General features: G+C 60.7%; 15 protein-coding genes. 8 read left to right on the forward strand and 7 right to left on the reverse strand.

The window, feature by feature from the left end:
• The first annotated feature begins 240 nt into the window (after window positions 1-240).
• Together AKL25_RS07805 and cphA are read left to right on the forward strand one after the other, a co-directional pair.
• Complete coding sequence (locus tag AKL25_RS07805; RefSeq protein ID WP_050477089.1) at window positions 241-2,439, forward strand: cyanophycin synthetase; 2,199 nt, start codon at window positions 241-243, stop codon at window positions 2,437-2,439.
• Between the two features lie 82 nt (window positions 2,440-2,521).
• Entirely contained in the window at window positions 2,522-5,092 is a 2,571-nt protein-coding gene (gene cphA, locus AKL25_RS07810; RefSeq protein ID WP_050477090.1) for a cyanophycin synthetase, read from the forward strand.
• 109 nt (window positions 5,093-5,201) lie between these two features.
• Here cphA and def read toward each other — a convergent pair whose 3' ends face one another.
• The 7 genes from def to AKL25_RS07845 all read right to left on the reverse strand — a co-directional run bounded on the left by def (window position 5,202) and on the right by AKL25_RS07845 (window position 17,658).
• A complete protein-coding gene (gene def, locus AKL25_RS07815) occupies window positions 5,202-5,738 on the reverse strand; it encodes a peptide deformylase (RefSeq protein ID WP_050477091.1) in 537 nt (178 codons plus the stop codon).
• Window positions 5,739-5,770: 32 nt separating this feature from the next.
• Window positions 5,771-6,658, reverse strand: coding sequence for a UTP--glucose-1-phosphate uridylyltransferase GalU (gene galU, locus AKL25_RS07820; RefSeq protein ID WP_050477092.1), 888 nt, complete (start codon window positions 6,656-6,658; stop codon window positions 5,771-5,773).
• Between the two features lie 89 nt (window positions 6,659-6,747).
• Entirely contained in the window at window positions 6,748-8,841 is a 2,094-nt protein-coding gene (gene ligA / locus AKL25_RS07825) for an NAD-dependent DNA ligase LigA (RefSeq protein ID WP_050477093.1), read from the reverse strand.
• Window positions 8,842-8,874: 33 nt separating this feature from the next.
• The gene (locus AKL25_RS07830) at window positions 8,875-10,245 is read right to left on the reverse strand and encodes a cell division protein ZipA C-terminal FtsZ-binding domain-containing protein (protein ID WP_050477094.1); all 1,371 of its coding nucleotides are present in this window, start codon (window positions 10,243-10,245) and stop codon (window positions 8,875-8,877) included.
• Between the two features lie 393 nt (window positions 10,246-10,638).
• Window positions 10,639-14,166 carry a chromosome segregation protein SMC gene (smc, locus tag AKL25_RS07835; protein WP_050477095.1) on the reverse strand — a complete coding sequence of 1,176 codons (3,528 nt, stop codon included), beginning with the start codon at window positions 14,164-14,166 and terminating at the stop codon, window positions 10,639-10,641.
• Between the two features lie 262 nt (window positions 14,167-14,428).
• Entirely contained in the window at window positions 14,429-16,198 is a 1,770-nt protein-coding gene (locus AKL25_RS07840) for a methyl-accepting chemotaxis protein (RefSeq protein WP_050477096.1), read from the reverse strand.
• A gap of 302 nt (window positions 16,199-16,500) precedes the next feature.
• The gene (locus AKL25_RS07845) at window positions 16,501-17,658 is read right to left on the reverse strand and encodes a branched-chain amino acid ABC transporter substrate-binding protein (RefSeq protein WP_240475679.1); all 1,158 of its coding nucleotides are present in this window, start codon (window positions 17,656-17,658) and stop codon (window positions 16,501-16,503) included.
• Window positions 17,659-18,024: 366 nt separating this feature from the next.
• Here AKL25_RS07845 and dapC point away from each other — a divergent pair, with 366 nt between their 5' ends.
• From dapC to AKL25_RS07875, 6 genes are all read left to right on the forward strand, one after another.
• Window positions 18,025-19,233: a succinyldiaminopimelate transaminase gene (gene dapC / locus AKL25_RS07850; protein WP_050477098.1), complete on the forward strand. Its 1,209-nt coding sequence runs from the start codon at window positions 18,025-18,027 to the stop codon at window positions 19,231-19,233.
• A 105-nt stretch (window positions 19,234-19,338) separates the two neighbouring features.
• The gene (gene dapD / locus AKL25_RS07855; RefSeq protein WP_050477099.1) at window positions 19,339-20,175 is read left to right on the forward strand and encodes a 2,3,4,5-tetrahydropyridine-2,6-dicarboxylate N-succinyltransferase; all 837 of its coding nucleotides are present in this window, start codon (window positions 19,339-19,341) and stop codon (window positions 20,173-20,175) included.
• 115 nt (window positions 20,176-20,290) lie between these two features.
• Window positions 20,291-20,653: an ArsC family reductase gene (locus AKL25_RS07860; protein ID WP_050477100.1), complete on the forward strand. Its 363-nt coding sequence runs from the start codon at window positions 20,291-20,293 to the stop codon at window positions 20,651-20,653.
• A gap of 15 nt (window positions 20,654-20,668) precedes the next feature.
• Entirely contained in the window at window positions 20,669-21,796 is a 1,128-nt protein-coding gene (dapE, locus tag AKL25_RS07865) for a succinyl-diaminopimelate desuccinylase (RefSeq protein ID WP_050477290.1), read from the forward strand.
• A gap of 69 nt (window positions 21,797-21,865) precedes the next feature.
• Window positions 21,866-22,759, forward strand: coding sequence for a 50S ribosomal protein L3 N(5)-glutamine methyltransferase (prmB, locus tag AKL25_RS07870; RefSeq protein WP_050477101.1), 894 nt, complete (start codon window positions 21,866-21,868; stop codon window positions 22,757-22,759).
• An 83-nt stretch (window positions 22,760-22,842) separates the two neighbouring features.
• Window positions 22,843-24,867 (forward strand): ATP-binding cassette domain-containing protein, encoded by a 2,025-nt coding sequence (locus tag AKL25_RS07875; RefSeq protein WP_050477102.1) that lies wholly within the window; start codon window positions 22,843-22,845, stop codon window positions 24,865-24,867.
• Window positions 24,868-25,078: the final 211 nt, after the last annotated feature.

A 25,078-nucleotide genomic window follows, 5' to 3' on the forward strand; every position in this document is an offset into this window, starting at 1 on the left:
TCGTTACATTTTGTGTAGATCGGCAACTTCGGGAAGGGGCCGGTAACCAATCGTAAAGAGAACAGTGCATAAATAACAAAAATTCCGGCCAATATTCGCGCGCCTTGGCTGTGAGGCTCTTCGCTGTCAGCTTATTTAGTCCGCATTTTATTGAGACCAAGTAAACCAATCACGGCTTTATGCGTTATTCATGCTTGGATCGACAGAACAGACAACGCTTAGCGGCAAACCTGCTTACCCATGAAAAATATAGAATTTCTCCGTATCCTCCCCTTGCACGGCCCCAACATCTGGACCTATCGGCCGGCGCTGGAAGTCTGGATCGACATCGGAGAACTGGAAGACTTTCCGTCGAACATCATTCCCGGCTTCAATGAACGCCTGACAAGCTGGCTCCCGTCACTGGTCGAGCACCGCTGCAGCTACGGCGAACGCGGCGGCTTCCTGCAGCGCCTCAAGGAAGGCACCTGGCCCGGCCACATCATGGAACACGTCACGCTGGAGCTGCAAAACATGGCCGGCCTGCCCGGCGGTTTCGGCAAAGCGCGCGAAACCTCCGTGCGCGGCGTCTATAAAGTGGTCGTCCGCGCCCGCCACGAACAAGTCACCCGCGCCGCCCTGTATGCCGGCCGCGATCTGGTCATGGCCGCCATCGAAGACAAGCCCTTCGACGTCAACGCCGCGGTTGAAAAACTGCGCGACATGGTCGACTCGCTGTGCCTCGGCCCCAGCACCGCCTGCATCGTGGACGCCGCCGATGAGCGCCGCATCCCGTCGATTCGCCTGTCCGAAGGCAATCTGGTCCAGCTCGGCCACGGCATCAAGCAACGCCGCATCTGGACCGCCGAAACCGACCAGACCAGCGCCATTGCAGAAAGCATCTCGCGCGACAAGGACCTGACCAAGACCCTGCTGCAATCCTGCGGCGTCGCCATTCCCGAAGGCCGCGTCGTCGACAGCCCGGCAGACGCCTGGGAAGCTGCCGAAGACATCGGCCTGCCGGTGGTCGTCAAACCGTCCGACGCCAACCACGGCCGCGGCGTCTTCATCGACCTCAATACCCAAGCCGAAGTCGAAACCGCCTACAAGGCTGCGCTGGAAGAAGGCAGCAGCGTGCTGGTGGAACGTTTCATCCGCGGCAACGAACATCGCCTGCTGATCGTCGGCGGCAAGCTGGCGGCGGCGGCGCGCGGCGAACCGATCTTCGTCATCGGCGACGGCAAGTCGACCGTCTCGCAACTGATCGACGTGGTCAACATGGATCCGCGTCGCGGCGATCTGGAAGAACATCCCCTGAACCCGGTCATCCTCGACCGCGAACCGGCCGCTCGCCTCGAACTGGAACGTCAGGGACTGACCGCCGACTCGGTACCGCCCGCCGGCAAAAAGGTCTTGTTGCTCCGCAATGGCAACGTTGCCATCGACGTCACCGATCAGGTCCACCCGAGCGTGGCCGCAACCGCCGCGCTGGCCGCGCGCGTGGTCGGGCTCGACATCGCCGGCGTCGATCTGGTGGCGGAAGACATCTCCAAACCGCTCGATGAACAACGCGGCGCCATCGTCGAAGTCAACGCCGGCCCCGGCCTGCTGATGCACCTGAAACCGTCCGAAGGCACACCGCGCCCGGTCGGCCAGGCCATCGTCGAGCATCTGTTCAAGCCGGAAGACACCGGCCGCATTCCTATCGTCGGCATCACCGGCACGCACGGCAAGACCACCATCGCACGCCTGGTCGCCCGCATCATTCACCTGAGCGGCAAGCACGTGGGCCTGGCCTGCGGCGACGGTCTCTATTTCGGCCAGCGCCTGGTCGAAAAAGGCAATCGCGCAACCTGGGGCGCCGCGCACCGCGTCCTGCTCAACCGCGCCGTGGAAGCCGCCGTGTTTGAAAACGGCAGCGTCTCCATCCTGTCCGAAGGCCTGGCCTACGACCGTTGCCAGGTCGGCGTGGTCGCCAACATCGACCCGGCCGACAGCCTGCCCGAGTACTACATCGACAACGCCGAGCAAATGGCCACCAAGGTCAAGCGCACCCAGGTCGACGTCGTGTTGCCGGACGGCGTTGCCGTCCTCAATGCAGAAGACCCGCTGGTGGCCGACATGGCCGGCCTGTGCGACGGCGAAGTCATCTTCTTCGGTTCCGATGCCGCCGGTGCGGTCATGGCGGAACACCTGAAGCAAGGCAAGCGCGGCGTGTTCGTGCGCAATGGCGACCTCATCCTCGCCAGCGGCGACAAGGAAATCCTGGTCAGCGCCGTGGCCGCGATCCCGATTACCGGCGGCGGCGCGGTCAGCTTCCAGATCGAGAACGTTCTGGCTGCCGTTGCCGCAGCATGGGCGCTGGGCATCTCCGCCGATCTGATTCGCGCCGGCATCGAATTGTTCGGCACCGAGCAGGCAGAAGAACAAGACAAGAAGCGCAAGGCCCAGACCGCCTGATCGTCTCGATTGGCGATCAGTCACAGTTACTACAGTCACAACCGGCCGGCATGGCCCAAGACACATTCAGGAAGACTCGTTGATGGACGTTTCACGTATTCGCGTACTGCGCGGCCCTAATCTCTGGAGCAGGCACACTGCGATAGAAGCTATCGTCTCCTGCACCGAGGCCGAACGCGCCATTGAAGGCATCGCAGGCTTTGAAGTGCGCCTGCGCGCGCGCTTCCCGCACATCGGTTTCCTGCAGCCTGCCGGCGAAGCCAAGGCCGTCTCCATGGCGCACGCGCTGGAAGCGGCGACCCTGGGATTGCAATCGCAAGCGGGTTGCCCGGTCACCTTCAGCCGCACCGTCCCGACCGTCGAAACCGGCGTCTATCAGGTCATCGTCGAATACAGCGAAGAAGCCGTCGGCCGCCTCGCCTTTGAACTGGCGCGCGAACTCTGCCTGGCCGCCGCCGAAGACAAACCTTTCGACCTGGCCGATGCGCTGGCCCGCCTGCGCGAACTCGACGAAGACGTCCGCCTGGGACCAAGCACCGGCTCCATCGTCACCGCTGCACTCAAGCGCGGCATCCCGTTCCGTCGCCTGACCGACGGCAGCATGGTGCAGTTCGGCTGGGGCAGCCGCCAGAAGCGCATCCAGGCCGCCGAAACCAGCGACACCAGCGCCATCGCCGAATCGATTGCACAGGACAAGGAACTGACCAAGATGCTGCTGCACGCAGCAGGTGTGCCGGTCCCTAACGGCCGCGTGGTCGAAACCGTGGAAGACGCCTGGGCCGCCGCACAGGAAATCGGCGCTCCGGTCGTCATCAAGCCGCGCGACGGCAACCAGGGCAAAGGCGTCGCCGTCAACATCAGCACGCAAGCGCAAGTCACCGCGGCGTTCAACGCCGCGGTCAAGATCAGCGATGAAATCATCGTCGAGCGTTACATGCCCGGCCACGACTATCGCCTGCTGGTGATCGGCAAGCATCTGGTCGCCGCCGCCCGCCGCGATCCGCCGCAAGTCATCGGCGACGGCGTGCACACCATTCGCCAGTTGGTGGACAAGGTCAACAGCGATCCGCTGCGCGGCGAAGGTCATGCGACTTCGCTGACCAAGATCCGCTTCGACGATATCGCTCTGGCGACCCTGACCAAACAGAATTACGACGCCGAATCGATCCCGCCACAAGGCGCGCGCATCGTTCTGCGCAACAACGCCAACCTGTCTACCGGCGGCACCGCCACCGACGTGACGGACGACGTCCATCCGGAACTGGCGGCACGCGCCATCGCGGCAGCGCAAATGGTCGGCCTCGACATCTGCGGCGTCGACATCGTCTGCAACAGCGTGCACAAGCCGCTGGAAGAACAGGAAGGCGGCGTGGTCGAAGTCAACGCCGCGCCAGGCCTGCGCATGCACCTGACACCGTCCTACGGCAAGGGCCGTGCGGTCGGCGACGCCATCATTTCGACCATGTTCGCCGATGGCGACGATGCGCGTATTCCCGTCGTGGCGGTTGCCGGCACCAACGGCAAGACCACCACCGTGCGCCTGATCACGCATCTGCTCGCACAAAAAGGCCTGCGCGTCGGCATGACCAATACCGACGGCGTCTATATCGACAAGCAACGCATCGACACCGGCGACTGCAGCGGCCCGCGCAGCGCACGCAACGTGCTGTTCCATCCCGACGTCGATGCCGCCGTGCTTGAAACCGCCCGTGGCGGCGTCCTGCGCGAAGGCCTCGGCTTCGATCGCTGCAACGTTGCCGTCGTCACCAACATCGGCATGGGCGACCATCTGGGCCTGAGCTACATCAGCACGGTGGAAGACCTGGCCGTGGTCAAGCGCGTGATTGTAGAAAACGTCGCGCCAACCGGTTACGCCGTATTGAATGCGGCCGATCCTATGGTCTCCAGCATGGCGCAGTCATGCCCGGGCGCCATCATCTTCTTCGCATTGGATCCGCAACATCCGATCATGGCGACGCAGCGTGCACAAGGCCACCGTGTCGTCTTCCGCGACGGCAATGACATCGTGGCGGCACAAGGCGATCAGGAATACCGCCTGGCGCTCGGCAACATCCCGCTGACCCGCGGCGGCACCATCGGCTTCCAGGTGGAAAACACCATGGCGTCGGTCGCCGCAGTCTGGGCACTGAATCTGGACTGGGAAATCGTCCGCGCCGGCTTGCGCACCTTCATCAGCGATGTCGGCACCGCGCCCGGTCGCTTCAACATGTTTGACTATCGCGGCGCGACGCTGATCGCCGACTACGGCCACAATCCGGATGCTATCAACGCGCTGGTCAAAGCTGTGGAAAGCATTCCCGCCAAACGCCGCTCGGTGGTCATCAGTGGCGCCGGCGATCGCCGCGATATCGATATCCGCCAGCAAACGGAAATCCTCGGCGACGCCTTCGATGAAGTCGTGCTGTATCAGGATCAATGCCAGCGCGGCCGCGCCGATGGCGAAGTACTCGCCCTGCTGCGCCAAGGCCTGGTTAATGCGCGCCGCACCACCGAAACCAAGGAAGTCTTTGGCGAGTTCCTGGCGATCGACACGGCACTGGCATCGTTGAAAGAAGGCGATTTGTGCCTGATCCTGATCGATCAGATTGAGGAAGCGCTGGAGCATATTGCCAAGCGCGTCGCGGAAGGCTGACCGGACCGCGAAGTCGTCGCAAAAATGAAAATCGCGTGTTGAAGTCAGACTTCACACGCGATTTTTTATTGGCTGCCGACTATCCGGACCGCAAACATGACCCGATCATTCAGTCATCGTCATTGGGATCCAGCTCGGGAAACAGAATTTCCGTGAAGCCGAAACGCGAAAAATCCTTGATGCGCATCGGATAGAGAATACCCCACAAGTGATCGCACTCATGCTGCACCACGCGCGCATGAAAGCCGTCGACGGTGCGGTCGATGCGGCCGCCGGTTTCGTCGAATCCTTCGTAGCGCAGGCGGCTCCAGCGCGGCACCACGCCGCGCAGGCCGGGCACCGACAGGCAACCTTCCCAGCCTTCTTCGGTCTCGCCGCCGAGTTGGGTCAGCGTCGGATTGATCAGCACGGTTTCCGGCACTTCCGGGGCGTCCGGATAGCGCAGGTTTTTCTTGAAACCGAAAATCACCAGCTGCAAATTGACGCCGATCTGCGGCGCCGCCAGTCCGGCGCCATTCACCGCGCGCATGGTTTCGAACATGTCGGCAATCAGCGTATCCATCTCCGGCGTACCGAACTGCTGCACCGGCTCGGCCTGGCGCAGCAGGCGCGGGTCGCCCATTTTCAGAATTTCGCGTATTGCCATCCCTGCTCTCCTTGCTGCTGTTTATGCTGCGCTCAGGCGTTGATATCGAGTTGCTTGAGGTATTCGGTGAAGGCGGCTCCGGTTTCGGCATGCTTCATCCCCATGGCGACCATCGCCTTGAGATAACCGAGCTTGGAACCGCAGTCGTAGCGCTGGCCTTCATAGCGATACGCCAGCACAGTCTGCGCATGCATCAGCGCCGCGATGCCGTCGGTCAGCTGGATCTCGCCGCCGGCGCCCTTGCCGATGGTTTCCAGGTATTCAAAGATACGGTTGTTCAGCACGTAACGGCCGACCACGGCCAGCGTCGACGGCGCGACGTCCGGCGCCGGTTTTTCGACGATGCCGTTGACGCGCTCGAGATTCGGCTGATAAGCCGTTGCACTGACGATGCCGTATTGTTTGGTCTCACTGCGCGGCACGTCCTGGACCGCCAGCAGGCTCAGGCCTTCGCGCTCATAGACTTCGGTCATTTGCGCCATGACCGGCTTGTGACCAACACCCACATCCATGAAGTCATCGGCCAGCAACACCGCGAAAGGCTCGTCGCCGACCACCGGACGCGCGCACAGCACCGCATGACCCAGGCCCAGCGGCGCGGATTGGCGGATGAAGATGCAGGTCACGTTCTTGGGAATGACGTTCTGGACGATATCCAGCAACTGTTGCTTGCCGGCTGCTTCCAGCTCGGCTTCCAGTTCGTAAGCCTTGTCGAAATGATCTTCGATGGCGCGCTTGTTGCGGCCGGTGATGAAGACCATCTCGGTAATGCCCGCCGCGACCGCTTCTTCCACTGCGTAGTGGATCAGCGGTTTATCAACGATGGGCAGCATTTCCTTGGGCTGCGCCTTGGTTGCCGGCAAAAAGCGGCTACCCAGACCCGCAACAGGAAATACGGCTTTCTTGATTCTTTTAGTCATTGCAGCTCCAAATAAAAATAGATATATCTGTCCGGCATTTGTCGGCATTATCGCCCACTATCGCCACGCCCGCCGCTTATCTCCGGCGATTACCCGGCTGCAGCATCCACGCCGGCAGCGTCGGCCGCATCTTGCGGACCGCTCTGCACCAGCGCCACCAGCGCATCCTCGTCGAGAATGGCGATGCCCAGCTCTTCCGCCTTGGCCAGCTTGCTGCCGGCTTCGGCGCCGGCGACAACATAGCTGGTCTTCTTCGATACCGAACCGCTCACCTTGCCGCCGGCGGCTTCGATCAATTGCGCCGCGTCGTCGCGCGACATGGTCGGCAGCGTGCCGGTCAGCACGAAAATCTTGCCGGCCAGCGTCTTGGCCTGGATTTCAACGCCAGCGCCTTCGGTCCAGTGAATGCCGGCCGCGCGCAATTGATTGACCAGCTCGACGTTCAGGCCGTCTTCAAAGAAACTGATGATGGAACGCGCCACCACAGGACCGATGTCGGCGACTTCCAGCAATTGCGCTTCCGTTGCCGCCAGGACTGCATCCATATTGCCGAAATGACGCGCCAGTTCCTTGGCGGTCGCTTCGCCGACATGGCGAATGCCCAGCGAATAGATGAACCGTGCAAGCGTCGTCGATTTGGATTTCTCCAAGGCATCGAGTACGTTCTGCGCCGACTTTTCCGCCATACGATCAAGTTCGGCCAGCGAGGTCAAACCCAGGCGGTACAAATCGGCGGCGGTCGTAATGACGTTTTTGTCGACCAGCTGATCGATCAACTGGTCGCCCAGACCGTCGACATCCATCGCGCGGCGCGACACAAAATGCTGCAAGCCGCCCTTGCGCTGCGCCGAACACTTGACCCAGCCGCCGGAGCATCGTGCGATCGCTTCTTCTTCCAGCCGGATGATGGGCGAACCGCACACCGGGCATGCCGTCGGCATCTCAAACGGCCTCGCGTCAGCAGGACGCGATTCCGCGACATACGCCACGACCTCGGGAATCACATCGCCGGCGCGGCGCACGATCACCGTGTCGCCGATCTGGATATCCTTGCGCCGCACTTCGTCTTCGTTATGCAACGTCGCATTAGTCACCGTCACGCCGCCGACAAATACCGGCACCAGCCGCGCCACCGGCGTGATCGCGCCGGTGCGGCCGACCTGGACTTCAATACCCTGCACCACCGTCAGCGCTTCCTGCGCCGGAAACTTGTGGGCCAATGCAAAGCGCGGCGCACGCGAAACGAAACCGAGCTGTTGCTGCTGATCGAGGCGGTCCACCTTGTACACCACACCGTCGATCTCATACGGGAGTTCGCCACGCTTGGCACCGATGCCGCTATAAAACTTCAGCAAGCCTTCGGCGCCATGGACTACCGCTCTTTCCTTGCATACCGGGAGGCCCAGCGACGAATACCAGTCGAGCAACGCCGAATGCGAGACAGGCATATCCATGCCCTCCAACACACCAATGCCGTAGGCAAAAAAGCGCAAAGTGCGTTGTGCCGTAATCTTTGAATCGAGCTGGCGCAAGCTGCCCGCAGCCGCATTGCGCGGATTGGCGAATTCCTTCAGCCCGGCATCGCGCTGGCGCTGATTGAGTTTGGCGAAATCATTCTTGTACATCAGCACTTCGCCGCGCACTTCCAGCACCTGCGGCGGGTTGTCGCCATGCAGGCGCAACGGAATGGCGCGTACGGTGCGGATATTTGCCGTGACGTTCTCTCCCGTTGTGCCGTCACCGCGCGTTGCCGCGCCGACCAGCACGCCGTTTTCATAACGCAGGCTGATCGCCAGGCCATCGAACTTCAACTCGGTGGCGTAAGCGATGTCCGTCAGCGAGGACAAACCATCCTGGACGCGTTTGTCGAAGGCGACAATATCTTCCTCATCAAAGCCATTACCCAAGGACAACATGGGAATGGCATGACGCACCTGCTCGAACTGCGGCAGCGGCGCACCGCCCACGCGCTGCGTCGGCGAATCCGCCGTCGCCAGCTCGGGATGTTGCTGCTCCAGCGCTTGCAGCTCGTGGAACAGCTTGTCGTATTCCGCATCGGGAATACTCGGATCGTCGAGGACGTAATAGGCGTGATTGTGGCGGTCCAACGCCGCCTTGAGGCTAGCCGCCCGCGCGCGCCAATCATCTGCCGGCGCGGGTGCTGAAAATGAATCTGGGTACATGGTGAGGGGCGCTTGGTAGGGAAGCGCTCAGGCTTAACTGAACAGACGCATGGCGCGCTTGGAACCGGCAGGAATCTCGGCCGACTCCATCGCGCTGTAAAACGCACTGACCTGCTCGGCGATGTCGCTCAATGCGGCATCCGACAACAGCTGGTCGCTGTCGTCCACGACGGTGCCGCCCAGGCGCATCGCCAGCGAACGCGCACAAGCGATCATGGCGCCGTAGCCGTCGCGGGCCGGACCGACGCGCGGTACGTCCAGCAACAAGGTCAGGCGATCGGTGGTTTCTGCCGCGCCGGTGGCGTTGGTCGACATCGAGAACAGGACTTCGCCCTCGCCGTCCTGCATCACCAGGTGACCGTCGGTGCGGCGGTCGAAGCCCTGGCGCGTGAGCGCCGCCAGCAAGGTGCTGACGTTCCATGGCGCGCCGTTGGAGCGCACGTTCACGCCCAGCTGCACGTCGTGGTCCATGATGAACTGATGCAGCGCTTGCGCGGTTTTCATCACGTCGATCATGTCCGGGACTTCCGGTTCGGCGCCGATGGAATCGGTGAACTCGCGCAAGCGCATGATCAGCTCGGAATACTCCAGCTCGTTCAGCGCATTGTTGCGATTGGCCAGCTGCACGCCGGCCAGCAAGGCGTTGTACACGCTGCCGTGGGTGATCGCTTCCCATTCGCCGTCCACGGTGCGGCCGACGAAATTCACTGTCTTGTTGCCGACATGGCGCAGGTTTTGCACCCCCGGCAGAATCTTTTCGCCGCGCACCGACAAATCGAGCGCGATCGGGATGATGCAGTCGACCAGCTCATCCACCGGCAGCTCGCGTTGCGGTTGAGCAGCGGCAGCTTCTGCAGCCGGTTCCCCGGCGTACATGGTCGAATCGCTGAGCGAAGCCTCGACATGGCTCAGGTCGGCTTCCAGCTCATCCGCGCCCAGCGGATCGGCCGGGTAGTCGGAATGGCTGTCAACCGGCGTATCGAGCGACAGATAGGGCTCGATCGACTCGTCGTCGGAGGCGGAAAACTGCGGCTCGGCCGGCTGATTCAGCGGTGGATTGTGTGGATTCGGCACCGGCTTGGGACGCTCGTACAATTCCGGCTCTAGCCGGTCGTCCTCATACATGGACGCCGGCGATTTCGCCATCGGAGCGGTTTGCAGCGGGGCCGCCGCAGGCATGGGCGCTGCGGCGGGCGCTGCCGACACGGGCGCCTGATACGGCTTTTGCGCAGGCGGCAAAGGCTGCGACTGTGCATCGGCATTCATCAGCACATCGTCGTGATCCGACGAAAACGCGCGCTCGACGGTCTTGCGCGTCTTGTGCTCTTGCCATTTGTTATAGGAGATCACGCCGACGACGATCACGCCGCCGATGACGATCAGACTGGTCTGGAGATCTGTCATGCCGAATGTACCTTGGAATTATTCTTGAAAGTGACGCGCGCAGCGGCGCGGCTCATCACTGGACCGGCGCAAGGCGCCAGATCAATACGATCAAACATGTTCGGTTCGATAAAACTGGTCATAGCTGGTCTTTATGGATTCCTGAGAGTCGACAGATATTTGCACTGGTGCTGCAATGAAACCGGTACAACGCTGTCGTTACCATCTTGTTATTCTTTGCCTGAATCGCTTAGCAAGTCGTGCTAAAGCCCTTGTATGACAAGCCGTTTAGGGTAGTGTTCCGTTATAGGCTTGTCAAGCTGCACAAGCCCCGCGACATCCCGGCGCAAGCCGAAAAAACTCCAACTTGCGCCGCGTCCCTGCCTACCCCGTTCCGGCCGTCATCGCCGGACATCAGGCAGCCTGCACCTCCGAGGTGAAATTGGCTGCCGCTTCCATGTCCACCGCCACGATACGCGAGACGCCCTGCTCCTGCATGGTCACGCCGATGAGCTGATTGGCCATTTCCATCGCGATCTTGTTATGCGAGATGAACAGGAACTGCGTATTCGACGACATGCGCTTGACCATATTGCAGAAGCGCTCGGTGTTGGCGTCGTCCAGCGGCGCATCCACTTCGTCCAGCAGGCAGAACGGCGCCGGATTGAGCTGGAACATCGAGAACACCAACGCCGTCGCGGTCAACGCCTTTTCACCGCCGGACAGCAGGTGAATCGTTGCATTTTTCTTGCCTGGCGGCTGCGCCATGACCTGCACGCCGGAATCGAGGATTTCGTCGCCGGTCATGATCAGCTTGGCCTGGCCGCCGCCGAACAGGATCGGGAACAGTTCGGCGAAGTGGCCGTTGACCTTGTCGAAAGTATCTTGCAACAAGCCGCGGGTTTCGATATCGATCTTGTGGATCGCGTCCTGCAGCGTGGTGATGGCTTCGTTCAGGTCGGCGTGCTGGGCGTCGAGGAAATTCTTGCGCTCGGACGCGGTCGCCAGCTCATCCAGCGCGGCCAGGTTGACGGCGCCCAGTGCGGCGATCGCATTGGTCAGGCGCGTCACTTCGCCTTGCAGATAGGATGGGCGCATGTCGTCGGTCAGCTTCTCCGACAACGCCGCCTCGTCAGCCTGGGTGCTGGCCAGCGCTTCCGTGAATTGCTCCTGATTCAGGCGTGCAGCCTGTTCCTTCAATTGCAGTTCGGTAATGCGGTCGCGTTGCGGTTGCAGGCTGCGTTCGTTTTGCAGGCGCGCTTCTTCGTGCTGACGCAGCTTTTGCGACAACTGATCGAGTTCGTGACGGGCATCGGCCAGCGCACGTTCCTGATCGGTGCGCTTGTCCAGCAAGGATTGCAGACCGGCCTGCGCCGCCTGGTCGTCGAGGCTTTCGAGTTCCAGGCTGCCCTGTTGCATGCTGGCAAACAATTGCGCCGCCTGCTCCAGCGCGGTGGCGATGTTGCGCTTGAGTTCGTCGATCTTGTTGCGCTGGGATTTTTCCGAAAACTCGGTTTCCTGCGCAGCGCGTTCCAGCTCGCGCAGGCGCTGGCGGGCATCGTTAAGCTGTTGTTCTTTGCCGAGATAATCGGTCTGGCCGTTTTCGTGCGATTCCTGCAGCTCGGCCAGCTCGATGTCGAGTTGCTCGAACTTGGCTTCGGACTCGGTCTTGATTTGCTGCTGTTCGGTTTCCTGCGCTTCGATTTCGGCGAGGTCGGCGACGATTTGCGTGCTGCGTTGATTGAAACGCTCCTGCACTTCCGACAGCTTCATCACTTCGATCTGCAGGCTGTGTGCAGCCTGAGTCAAACCGGCGGCGCGCTGACGCAGTTCCTGCAGGCGCTGCGTGGCGTTGGTCATGGCCGCATCGGCGCGTACAGCACGCGACTTGGCTTCTTCCGCCAGCATGTATTGCGCACGCTGCTGCTTGGTGATGTTTTCGATTTCCTGCTGGCGCGCCAGCATGCCGTCCTGCTCCGAATCGGAGGCGTAGAAACGCACGCTCGACTGGCTCACGACGTGGCCTTGCTTGGTCACGAACAAGGCGCCGTTCGGCAGTTTGCTGCGGTCGACGAAAGCGCTGGCGGTGTCGTCGGCGATGAAGATGTTGTGCAGCCAGTCCTGCATCAGCGTGCGCAGGCCCGGATCGTTGAGTTGCAGCAGATTGATGAAAGGCTTCAGGCCGTTCGGCGCCGGTTCGGAAGGCTGGCCGGCCGGATTCGGTGCGAACAGCGCCAGCTTGGCCGGCGGCGCATCGTTGAAAAAGGCCTTGGCCCAATCCAGGTTCGATACTTCCAGCGCCGACATGCGCTCGCGCAGCACGGATTCCAGCGCGGTTTCCCAGCCGGCGTCGATGTGCAGCTTCTGCCACAGGCGCGGCAGATTGGCCAGCTCGTGCTTTTCCAGCCAGGGCTGAACCTTGCCTTGCGTCTGCACGCTTTCCTGCAATTGCTTCAGGGCCGAGAGACGCGCTTCCAGTTGCGCCAGTTCGGTGGTTTCCTTGCTGACCAGCTCTTGCGCGGTGCGGCGTTCTTCTTCCTGCTTCGGCAACTGCTCTTGCGCTTCTTCGAGATACATCGACGCTTCTTCCAGCGAGGCCTGTTTCTCTTCCAGTTGCAGCTTGAGATTGGACAAATGCGCGTCGTCCGGCATGTTGAGGCCGTTCTTTTCCTGCACCAGGCGCTCGCGGCGCACGGTGAGGCCGGACAGGATGTTGGAGGCGTTGCGCTGATGCGCCGACTCCAGTTCGATCTGCTGCTGAATCTGCATGATCTTGCCGCGCGACTCAGTGGTCTTGAGCTGCGCTTCGCGCCAGGCTTGTTCCAGCGTCGGCACCTTGTCGGTCGCGTCCTGCACGGCTTGCTGCGCCTGCTCGACGCGCATGCCCTGCTCTTCCAGCTGGATCTCGGCTTCGGCCAGGTCGTCCTGATGCTGCGTGCCCTGGCGCTGCCATTGATCGCGTTGCGCCGTCAGCGAATTCAGTTGCGATTGCAAACGGCTGCGCGATTCGATGACGAACTTGATCTGCGCTTCCAGGCTGCCGATTTCGGAGTTGGTCTGGTACAAGTGACCTTGCGCCGTATGCAAGCGGTCGCCGGCGCCGTAGTGTGCCTGGCGCATGTGTTCCAGCTCGGTTTCGACGTGGCGCAGTTTGGCAGTTTGCTCTTCGAGGTCGATCTGCGCGCGCTCGATTTCGCGGAAGTATTTTTCCTGCTCGGCCTTGGCTTCGTTCTTGCGCAACAGCCACAGCAGTTTTTGCTTCTCTTCCTGATCGGCGGTGAGCTCGTTGAATTTCTTGGCGACGGCCGCCTGCGCCTCCAGCTTTTCCAGATTGCTGTTGAGTTCGCGCAGGATGTCTTCGAGACGCGTCAGATTTTCGCGCGTGTCGTGCAGGCGGTTTTCGGTTTCGCGGCGGCGTTCCTTGTACTTCGATACGCCGGCGGCTTCTTCCAGGAAAATGCGCAGTTCTTCAGGGCGCGCTTCGATGATGCGCGAAATCATGCCCTGGCCGATGATCGCGTAAGCGCGCGGGCCGAGGCCGGTGCCGAGGAAGATGTCCTGAATGTCGCGGCGGCGCACTGCCTGGTTGTTGATGTAATACGAAGACGTGCCGTCGCGCGTGAGCGTGCGCTTGACGGCGATTTCTGCGTATTGACCCCATTGACCTGCGGCCTTGCCCATGGCGTTGTCGAAGATCAGTTCGACTGACGCGCGGCCGGCCGGCTTACGGTTGGTGGAGCCGTTGAAGATGACGTCCTGCATCGATTCGCCGCGCAGCTCGGAGGCCTTGGACTCGCCCAGCACCCAGCGCACCGCATCGATAATGTTGGACTTGCCGCAGCCGTTCGGGCCTACCACGCCTACCAACTGCCCCGGCACCTGGAAATTCATCGGATCGACGAAAGACTTGAATCCTGACAATTTAATGGAATTTAAGCGCACGTTATCTACAATTTCACAGAGTTTGACGGAAGCAGGCAAATTCGCCCGCAATAGCCCGGTATCATAACATTCCGGGAGGGAAAACCGCTGAAATCAGGGCCCGCAACCGCATCTCGATCGGCATTCCTGACAGCGGCAAAGGGCGAAAAGCAGCGAGGCAATGGCGACAAATGCAAAACGGCTTGCCTGATTGCTCAGACAAGCCGCTTGGGCCCGCCGCTGAAGTCTGCCTGCAGACAATGCAAGTCCGGCTTCTAAGCGATCAGAATGTTTCCCAATCGCCATCATCGCCAGCCGGCGACTTCGGCGCTGCCGGTTTCGCGTTCGCGGAAGGCAATGCACGAACCGGAGCCGCCTTGCGTGCCGGCGCCGGAGCTGACGCTGTCACAGGCTTGCGAGCTGCGGCTGCGGCAGCAAGCTTAGCGGCAGGCTTGACCGCGTTCGCCGCCGGACGAGCGGCAAACGCCGGCGCTGCCGGCGCGACCTCACTTGCCTGGAAAAAGGCAACCGCCTCCTTCAGTCGGCGTGCCTGCTCTTCCAGCGAACCGGCCGCCGCCGCTGCCTGTTCAACCAGCGCCGCATTCTGCTGCGTGGTCTGATCCATTTGCGTGATCGCCATGTTGACCTGGCCGATGCCGCTGCTTTGCTCTTCGGTCGCCGACGAAATTTCACCCATGATGTCGGTCACGCGCTGCACCGCATCGACCACTTCGCCCATGGTCTGGCCGGCGCGCTGCACCAGTTCCGAACCGCTGTCCACGCGCGTGACGGACACTTCGATCAGGTCCTTGATCTCTTTCGCCGCTTGCGCGCTGCGTTGCGCCAGACTGCGCACTTCAGATGCGACGACGGCAAAACCGCGCCCCTGTTCGCCGGCGCGCGCCGCTTCGACCGCTGCGTTCAGCGCCAGAATATTGGTCTGGAAAGCAATACCGTCGATCACGCCGATGATGTCGGAAATCTTGCGCGAACTTTCCGTGATGCCTTGCATGGTGTCGACCACTTGCCCGACCACTTCGCCGCCGCGGCGGGCGATGTCGGAAGCGGTATGCGCCAGTTGGCCGGCCTGGCGCGCGTTGTCGGCGTTCTGCTTCACGGTCGAGGTCAGCTCTTCCATGCTGGACGCAGTTTCTTCCAGCGACGCCGCTTGCTGCTCGGTGCGCGAAGACAGGTCGAGATTGCCGGCCGCAATTTCCTTGGCGCCGGTATCGATGGATTCAGTGCCGGTGCGGATGCCGCTGATCACCGTCGACAGGCGTTCACGCATGACGCTCATTTCATAGAGCAGGCTGCGCTTGTCGCCCGGACGCGTCTTGATGTCCATGGTCAGATCGCCGGAGGCGATGCCCGAGGCAACTTCAACCGCATACGCCGGCTCGCCGCCGAGGCTGCGCGTGATGTTGCGGATGATCGCCAGCATCATCGCCGAAACGATCACGCCGACCACGATCAGGATGCCGGCCAACTTCATCAGGTTCTGATAAAAGTCGCTTTCCACGTCATTGAGGAACACGCCCGACACCAGCAGCCAATCCCATGGTTCGTAGTAAATCAGGTAGCTGACTTTTTGCGTGCGGTTGGTATCGTCGGCGCCCGGCAGACGGCCCATGTAGTTGACGAAGCCGCGCTGCTGCGACTTGCCGACCTTGACCATTTCGACGTAGTAGAGCTTGCCGTCGCTGTCCTTGCGGTCGGAGACATTCTTGCCGACCACGCTCTTGTTGGTCGGGTGCATCAGCACGACCGGCTTGGAGTCGAAGACGAAAATGTAGTTGTCGTTGTCGTAACGCATGGCGGAGATCCGCGCCAACGCATGTTTCTTGGCGTCCTCGACCGTCGTATTGCCGGCAGCGACTTCCGCGGCATAACTCTTGAGGATGCCCTCAGCGGTTTCGACCACGCGCTTCAGGCCGGCTTCGCGCTCATGGATCATGTTTTGGCGGGTATTGAGCGCCGACCATGCGGCCAGCACCAGCAGGCCTATCCACATGACGACCAAGGCCAGCAACAGCTTTGCCTTTAATGTTTTCATTGTTACAACTCCGTTCAGTATGCAGTATCAGGGGGAGATTTATTTTTGAACCGTCAACACTAACTTACTTCACGGCAAAGGTATCCGGAGAACAAGGCGGTTTACTTCGTGCGATTGCAGCATTTGAAAAGAACGACGCCCCTGGCATGAGCACCGCCCCCACTATCGCCCCCTTGTGGTGCATGTCATGCAAGCTTTCCAGCGCAGCTTGAACACTGAGTGAATCCCTGTGCGCGATGCATCGGCATCGCCGGCCTTCAGCGTTCAACGACGACTCGGCCCCAACAGATCCGTGTGTTCAATCATTCTTTACCGAAGGTCTGGACAGGCACCCATTTTTTCTGTTCTGCGCGATACATCGTGTAGAAAGGATTGATCAAATTGCCCAGGGCATCGAATGAAATTGTCGTGCTTAGCCCCGGGTATTTGATGGTGTGCAGCGCCGCCACTATTTTCGCCGGCTCCAACGAGTTGGCTTGTTTGATTGCGGCAATCAGGACGCCTGTTGCATCGTAGGCGAAGGGTGCGGAAAACCCGATCTCACCCTGGAATCTGGCTTTGTAATTTTTCTCGAAAGACTTCCAGCCGCGCATTTTTTCCGTATCTTTCCCGGGCGACAATCCGAACGTGTTATCGCCGTCGTCGCCGACGAGTTGCAAAAATACAGGTCCGACGGTGCCGCCTCCCGTCAGCAGTTTCGCCGCTATGCCTTGCCGCTTCATGCTACGCGCCAGCACTGCAGTCTGCGCGCCCAGCCCGCCGAAAAAAATGAGATCGACGTTTTGCTGGTTCTTGATATTGTTTAATGCCGCATTGAAATCCGACGTCTTGCTCGACACCACTTCCCTGGCGACAATGTCCCGGCCATTTTTCTGCAAGGCTTTGACGAACTGATTGGCAAGGTCGCGCCCAAAAACAGTGTCGTCATCGATGACTGCGATGCGTTTGGCGCCCAGCGTCTGCATGGCATAGCTGGCGGCGTGAATGCTCCCTTCATCATCATGTCCGATGATCCGAAAGCTGTTGATATAGCCGGCCTGCGTATAAGCATGCCCGGTCGAACCGGGGGCGATCTGAGGGATTCCCGCGGCATGATACAGGCTTGATGCGGCGATGCTGGCGCTGGTGTTCCAGTGCCCGATCACGCCCACGACGCCCGACTTCACCAGATAATCGGCGATCAGCGCCGCCGTGCGCGGGTCGCCGCGATCGTCTTGCGGCAACAGCTTGAAGACAATGGTCTTGTTATTGATTTTGAGACGGCGTGCATTGGCTTCATCGATCGCGAGTTGGGCGGCATTCTCCATGCCCTTTCCTGCCGGCGCATAGTTGCCGGAAAGCGGTGCGGCGAAGCCGATGAGGACGGTTTGCGAGTTGTCGTCCGCCGCGACAGCCTGCACGGCAAAGACCATCGCTGCAATTCCACACCATATTTTCGGGACTATCGCGAAGTAGCGCATGTTCTGACCCCCTTGATTTTTTTATGGACAACTGCATGAATGCACTTTTTTAGTCAGTGCATTACTGATGCGCAAAAAATCACCCGGACGCGAATAGGCGCGGACAAGGACGAACGGAGTCAAAACCCTGCATTCCCCCATTGAATCCCGGCGCAGACCTGTCGTTGCCGTGTATCAATCCCGTGCATCAATCCCGTGTATCAATTCCTTTTATTTTTAATCGTTTTTTGATGGCTTCATCATGGCCAATTTCCGATACCTTGTCAAAATAGACATGCATCGCGCCGGAGACAGCCGGCCCGGTCCGCATTCTCGCCGCAACAATCAGTATAATGTCGCCCTATCCCTCTCTCGCTACGCTCCTCCGTGAATCCATTACTCGACAAGCTGCAGCCCTATCCCTTCGAAAAACTGAAACATCTGTTTTCCGACGTCACACCGAATCCCGACTACCGGCACATCAGCCTGGGCATCGGCGAACCGAAACATCCGACGCCCGCTTTCATCAAGCAAGCGCTGACCGACAACCTCGCCGGCCTGGCCAGCTATCCCAGCACGATAGGCTCGGAAGCCCTGCGCGGCGCCATCGCCGGCTGGCTGGAGCGCCGCTACGGCTTGCCGAAAATCGATCCGGCCACGCAGGTGCTGCCGGTCAACGGCTCACGCGAAGCGCTCTTCTCGCTGACGCAGACCGTCATCGATCCCTCGCAAAAAGACGCGCTGGTGATCTGCCCGAATCCGTTCTACCAAATCTATGAAGGCTCGGCTTATTTGTCGGGCGCGCAACCTTATTTCGTCAATTCGGACCCGGCGCGCAACTTCGCGCCCGATTTCAGCACCGTGCCGGACGATATCTGGCCGCGCGTGAAACTGGTCTTCCTGTGTTCGCCGGGCAATCCGACCGGCGCCGTGCTGTCGCTGGAAGATTGGAAGAAGCTGTTCGACCTGTCCGACCGTTACGGCTTCGTGATCGCTTCCGACGAGTGTTATTCGGAGATCTATTTCAAGGAAGAAGCACCGCTGGGCGGCCTGGAAGCTGCGCACAAGCTGGGCCGCGGCTACGACCGCCTGATCGCCTTCTCCAGCCTGTCGAAGCGCTCCAACGTGCCGGGCATGCGTTCGGGCTTCGTCGCCGGCGACGCGGCGATCCTGAAGAAGTTCTTGCTGTACCGCACTTACCATGGCGGCGCCATGAGCCCGTCGATTCAGAATGCGTCGATTGCCGCCTGGAACGATGAGACCCACGTGCAGGAAAACCGCGCCAAATACATCAAGAAATTCAGCCAGGTAACACCCCTGCTGCAGGAAGTGCTGGATGTCTCCTTGCCGGACGCCAGCTTCTACCTGTGGGCCAAGGTCGACAAACTGACCTCAATCACCGACACGGAATACGCCAAGCGCCTCTATGCCGAATATAATGTCACGGTATTGCCCGGCAGTTATCTGGCGCGCGAAGCCAACGGCGTCAATCCGGGCCAGCAACGCATACGCATGGCGCTGGTCGCCGAAGTGGAAGAATGCCTGGAGGCGGCACAACGCATTGTCGCTTTCACACGCAAACTGGCGGCCGCATAACGTTTTCAGCACCTCAGCCATCCCGGGCGCAGTTTCCATCGAGCATTCCAGCATCAAAGAAACGACGGCCCGGTTTTTATTCATTTTCAACCTAGATAAAACAAGATGACACAATCCATCCAGCAAATCATCGATCAGGCGTGGGAAGACCGCGCCAGCCTGTCGCCGAAGACCGCTCCTGCCGACATCCGTAACGCCGTGGCGGAAGTCATCGTCGGCCTGAACGAAGGCACCCTGCGCGTGGCGGATCGCCAAAGCGTCGGCCAATGGCAGGTCAACCAATGGGTCAAGAAAGCCATCCTGCTGTCGTTCCGCCTCGAAGACAACGTGCCGGTCAGTTCCGGCATCCCCGGCTATCCGCAGTTCTACGACAAGGTGCCGACCAAGTTCGCCAACTACACCGCTGAAGATTTCGCCAAGGGCGGTTTCCGCGTGGTGCCGCCGGCAGTTGCCCGTCACGGCTCCTTCATCGGCAAGAACGTGGTGCTGATGCCGTCCTACGTCAACATCGGCGCTTACGTCGATGAAGGCGCCATGGTCGACACCTGGGCCACCGTCGGTTCCGCCGCACAGATCGGCAAGAACGTCCACCTGTCCGGCGGCGTCGGCATCGGCGGCGTGCTGGAGCCGGTGCAAGCCGGTCCGGTCATCATCGAAGACAACTGCTTCATCGGCGCCCGTTCGGAAGTCGTCGAAGGCGTGATCATCGAAGAAAACTCGGTGCTGTCGATGGGCGTGTACATCGGTCAATCGACCAAGATTTACGATCGCGAAACCGGCGAAGTGCATTACGGCCGCGTGCCTGCCGGCTCCGTCGTGGTGCCGGGCAACCTGCCGTCGAAAGACGGCAAGTACAGCCTGTACGCCGCGATCATCGTCAAGAAGGTGGACGCGCAAACCCGTTCGAAGACTTCGATCAACGAACTGCTGCGCGGCGCGTAATCCGCCTCATGCATTGCCGGCCTGCGCCGGCAATGTTGTTTGCAGCAAGATCAGAAACACGGCCGGCATGGCATGACGCCGGCCTTCACTTTTTGTAAGACAGGATGTTGATTTCATGAGCACGCAAGTCACTCTCTACGGCATTCCCAACTGCGACACGGTCAAGAAGGCGCGCACCTGGCTCGATGCCAACGGCGTCGCGTACACCTTCCACGATTTCAAGAAGGCCGGCCTCGACGCCGGCCTGGTCAAAACCTGGCTCAAGGATATCCCCTGGGATACGCTGGTCAATCGCAAAGGCACGACCTGGCGCGCCCTGTCCGACGAGCGCAAGGCCGGCATTACCGACAACGCCAGCGCCACGGCGCTGATCGTGGAGATGCCGTCCATCGTCAAACGTCCGGTGCTGCACACCAGCGGCCAGCCTACGCATGTCGGCTTTACTGCAGACCTTTATCAACAGATTTTCAAGAACTGATTGCACGAATTCATCATGAGCAAAACCCTTGCCCTGACCCAGGAACTGATCGCCCTCTCCTCCGTGACGCCGGAAGACAAAGGCTGCCAGGCGCGCCTGGCTGAACTGCTGGCGCCGCTCGGTTTCGTCTGCGAAACCATACAGTCCGGCGACGTCACCAACCTGTGGGCGCGCAAGGGTACGGCGCAGCCGCTGCTGGCGTTTGCCGGACACACCGACGTGGTGCCGACCGGCCCGGTCGACAAATGGCAATCGCCGCCGTTCGTGCCGACCCAACGCGACGGCAAGCTGTTCGGCCGCGGCGCGTCCGACATGAAGACCTCGATTGCGGCGATGGTGGTCGCGGTCGAAGAATTTGTCGCCGCGCATCCCGACCACAAGGGTTCGATCGGTTTCCTGATCACCAGCGACGAAGAAGGTCCGGCGACTGACGGCACCGTGATCGTCTGCGACAAGCTCAAGGCGCGCGGCGAACAGCTCGACTACTGCATCGTCGGCGAACCGACCTCCGCCAAACAACTCGGCGACATGATCAAGAACGGCCGCCGCGGCACCATGTCCGGCAAGCTGACGGTCAAGGGCATCCAAGGGCACATCGCCTATCCGCAACTGGCGAAGAATCCCATCCACCTGGCGGCGCCCGCACTGGCCGAGCTGGTTGCCGAGCAATGGGATGCGGGCAACGAGTACTACCTGCCGACCTCGTGGCAAATGTCGAACATCCATGGCGGCACCGGCGCATCGAACGTGATCCCGGGCGAAGTCGTGATCGATTTCAATTTCCGCTTCTCGACCGCCAGCACGGTGGAAGGTTTGCAGCAACGCGTGCACGCCATTCTCGATAAACACGGCTTTGACTATGACCTGAAATGGACCGTCGGCGGCCGTCCTTTCCTGACGCCGCGCGGCAACCTGAGCGATGCCTTGTCGTCGGCGATCAAGGCCGAAACCGGCCTCGACACCGAGCTGTCGACCACCGGCGGCACTTCCGACGGCCGCTTCATTGCGCAGATCTGCCCGCAGGTGATCGAGTTCGGACCGCCGAACGACAGCATCCACAAGATCGACGAATACATCGAAGTACGCTACATCGATCCGCTGAAAAACATTTATCGCCGCACCATGGAAAACCTGTTGCTGTAGACCTTGATCAACAGCAGCAAACCAAACCCTGGCAGGACCTTATCCATGTACAGACCGAGAATATCGATCATGACACCAAACAATTTCGCTACCGTGCGCGACATCCTGCGCTATGCCATCACGAGCTTCAATACCGAGAAGCTGTTCTTCGGCCACGGCACCAACAATGCCTTCGACGAAGCCGCCTATCTGATCCTGCACACGCTCAAGCTGCCGCTGGATCAACTGGAACCTTTCCTCGATGCGCGCCTGCTGCAAGGCGAGATCGACAACTTGCTGCGCGTGATCATGCGCCGCACGGAAGACCGCGTCCCCGCCGCCTACATCACCAACGAAGCCTGGCTGGGCGGCTATCGTTTCTTCGTCGATGAGCGCGTGATCGTGCCGCGTTCCTTCATCGCAGAACTGATTCCGGAACACTTTTCGCCATGGGTGCAGGATCCGGCGCAAGTCGCCAACATCCTCGACGTGTGCACCGGTTCCGGCTGCCTGCCGGTCTTGCTGGCCGATGCCTTCCCGCAGGCGCATGTCGACGCCGTCGACATCTCGGCGGAAGCGCTGCAAGTGGCGCGCCGCAATGTCGACGATTACGAACTGGGCGGCCGCATCAACCTGGTCGAGTCGGATTTGTACACCAAGCTGCCGGCACGCAAGTACGACCTGATCATCAGCAATCCGCCGTACGTCAATTCGGATTCGATGAGCAAGCTGCCGAAGGAATACCTGCAGGAGCCGCAAATCGCGCTGGCCGGCGGCAAGGACGGCATGGACCTGGTGCGCAAGATCGTCAAGGGCGCCGCCCAACGCCTGACGCCGAACGGCGTGCTGATCGTCGAAATCGGCAACGAGCGCGCCTACGCCGAAGCAGCCTTCCCTGATCTGGAACTGACCTGGGTCTCGACCAGCGCCGGCGACGACATGGTGTTCCTGCTGACAGCGGATCAGTTGCAGCATCTGGCGTAATTGCCGGCCTCGTTTCTGTATTGCTTATGTTTCGCTCCTGTTTCGTTTTAACCTGATTTTTCTTCTTTGATTGCAGTTCCACGATGATTCGTTTTCAGCAAGTTTCCCTGGCCCGCGGCGTCAAGCCGCTGCTGGAGAATGTCGACCTTACGCTCAACCCGGGCGACAAGATCGGCCTCATCGGCGCCAATGGCGCCGGCAAATCCAGCCTGTTCGCCATGCTGCGCGGCGAACTGCATGCCGACCAGGGCAACATCGACTATCCAACGAAATGGCGCGTCGCCTACGTCGCCCAGGAAACCCCTGCGCTTGACCGCCCCGCCGTGGAATACGCGATCGACGGCGACGTCACCCTGCGTCGCCTGGAAGCGCAACTGGCAGCGGCCGAAGCCGAGCCGGAAAGCGCCGAAAACGGCACCCACATCGCAGAACTGTATGGCGCGCTGGCCGACGCCGACGTCTACACGGTGCGCTCGCGCGCCGAGCAGCTGCTGATCGGCCTGGGCTTCACGCTGGAACAAATGGAGCGCCCGGTCGCGAGCTTCTCCGGCGGCTGGCGCATGCGCCTGAATCTGGCGCAGGCGCTGATGTGCCCGTCCGATTTGCTGCTGCTTGACGAACCGACCAATCACCTGGATCTGGACGCCATCATCTGGCTGGAAGACTGGCTCAAGCGCTATGCCGGCACGCTGATCATCATTTCCCATGATCGCGACTTCCTCGACGGCGTGGTCAACGTGATCGTGCATATCGACGACCGCAAGCTGAAACGCTATTCCGGCAATTACTCCGCATTCGAACGCCAGCGCGCGGCGCAGCTGGAACTGGCGGCCGGCATGATCGAGAAGCAGATGCGCCAGCGCGCCCATTTGCATTCCTTCATCGATCGCTTCAAGGCCAAGGCCAGCAAGGCCAGACAGGCGCAGAGCCGCATGAAGGCGCTGGCGAAGATGGAAGAGCTGGCGCCGCTGCGCGCGGCGGCGGAGTTTTCATTCGAGTTCCGCGAACCCTTGTCGGCACCGAATCCGCTGCTGGTCATGGAGAAGGTCAATGCCGGTTATCGCATTGAAGATCCCGAGACGTATGCCATCAGCGAAAAAATCATCGTCGGCGGCATCGATTTTTCGCTGCAGACCGGCCAGCGCATCGGCCTGCTCGGCGTCAACGGCGCCGGTAAATCGACGCTGATCAAAACCATCGCCAACGAACTTGACCCGATCGCCGGCACAGCGCAATTCGGCAAGGGGCTGGTGATCGGCTACTTCGCCCAGCATCAGGTCGAAATGCTGCGTCACGACGAGTCGCCGCTGTGGCATCTGGCGCGCATCGCGCCGGATGTGCGCGAGCAGGAACTGCGCAACTTTCTCGGCAGCTTCAACTTCAACGGCACCATGGCGTCGTCCAGCATCGCGCCGTTTTCGGGCGGCGAAAAAGCCCGTCTGGCGCTGGCGCTGATCGTCTGGCAACGCCCCAACCTGTTGCTGCTCGATGAACCGACCAACCATCTGGACCTGGAAACCCGCGAAGCGCTGACCATGGCGCTGGCGCAGTTCGAAGGCACGCTCGTTCTCGTATCCCATGATCGCCATCTGCTGCGCGCCACCACCGACCAATTCCTGATCGTCGCCGACGGCAAGCTGCAGCCCTTCGACGGCGACCTCGACGATTACCGCGACTGGCTGTTCAAGACCAAGCTGGCGGCCAAGAACAGTGCGGCGGAAGCAGCCCAGGCTGCAGCTGCCAAGCCGAAAGCGGAACAAAAGGTCGAAAAGAAAGCGCCCGAACCGGTTGCCGCGACCGCTGCCGTGGTAGCGGTCGGCGACCGCCGCGAACAAAAGCGCCTTGACGCCGAAGAACGCCAACGCCTGGCCGGGTTGAAGAAACCGATCGAATCCCGCATCAAGCGACTGGAAGAACAGATCGCCAAATGCAACGAAAAGAAGGCCGTCATCGACGCTCGCCTGGCCGATCCGACCATCTACGACGCCGCCAACAAGGAAGAGCTGAAGAAACTGATCACCGACCAGGCCTATTGCACCAAGGAACTGGAGCAACTGGAGGAAGACTGGCTGGGTCAGCAGGAAGCCTTGGAGCAGTTGCAGGCTTGATGTTTTCAATGCTCAGCGTCAAGAGGCTGGAGAAAAGGCGAGCCGGCTAGGGTGTAGCAGGGAATTCGCACAGCCTGCTGTACGCCTGCGCAACGGTCCACGCATGCATGCGTGGATGCGCCCTGCAAGGGCATCGACGCAGACAGTACGCTAGTACGGCAAGGAGATGCAACAACGCCAGATCGTCTTTTCTCCAGTCTCGCCATATAAA

The sequence above is a fragment of the Herbaspirillum rhizosphaerae genome (genome assembly GCF_001189965.1).
Taxonomy (GTDB): Bacteria; Pseudomonadota; Gammaproteobacteria; order Burkholderiales; family Burkholderiaceae_D; genus Herbaspirillum; species Herbaspirillum rhizosphaerae.

Bases quoted from the DNA above. Each gene is read 5' to 3' on its own strand.
- AKL25_RS07805 (WP_050477089.1), top strand. From the start codon at position 241: ATGAAAAATATAGAATTTCTCCGTATCCTCCCCTTGCACGGCCCCAAC.
- cphA (WP_050477090.1), top strand. From the start codon at position 2,522: ATGGACGTTTCACGTATTCGCGTACTGCGCGGCCCTAATCTCTGGAGC.
- def (WP_050477091.1), bottom strand. From the start codon at position 5,738: ATGGCAATACGCGAAATTCTGAAAATGGGCGACCCGCGCCTGCTGCGC.
- galU (WP_050477092.1), bottom strand. From the start codon at position 6,658: ATGACTAAAAGAATCAAGAAAGCCGTATTTCCTGTTGCGGGTCTGGGT.
- ligA (WP_050477093.1), bottom strand. From the start codon at position 8,841: ATGTACCCAGATTCATTTTCAGCACCCGCGCCGGCAGATGATTGGCGC.
- AKL25_RS07830 (WP_050477094.1), bottom strand. From the start codon at position 10,245: ATGACAGATCTCCAGACCAGTCTGATCGTCATCGGCGGCGTGATCGTC.
- AKL25_RS07840 (WP_050477096.1), bottom strand. From the start codon at position 16,198: ATGAAAACATTAAAGGCAAAGCTGTTGCTGGCCTTGGTCGTCATGTGG.
- AKL25_RS07845 (WP_240475679.1), bottom strand. From the start codon at position 17,658: ATGCGCTACTTCGCGATAGTCCCGAAAATATGGTGTGGAATTGCAGCG.
- dapD (WP_050477099.1), top strand. From the start codon at position 19,339: ATGACACAATCCATCCAGCAAATCATCGATCAGGCGTGGGAAGACCGC.
- AKL25_RS07860 (WP_050477100.1), top strand. From the start codon at position 20,291: ATGAGCACGCAAGTCACTCTCTACGGCATTCCCAACTGCGACACGGTC.
- dapE (WP_050477290.1), top strand. From the start codon at position 20,669: ATGAGCAAAACCCTTGCCCTGACCCAGGAACTGATCGCCCTCTCCTCC.
- prmB (WP_050477101.1), top strand. From the start codon at position 21,866: ATGACACCAAACAATTTCGCTACCGTGCGCGACATCCTGCGCTATGCC.
- AKL25_RS07875 (WP_050477102.1), top strand. From the start codon at position 22,843: ATGATTCGTTTTCAGCAAGTTTCCCTGGCCCGCGGCGTCAAGCCGCTG.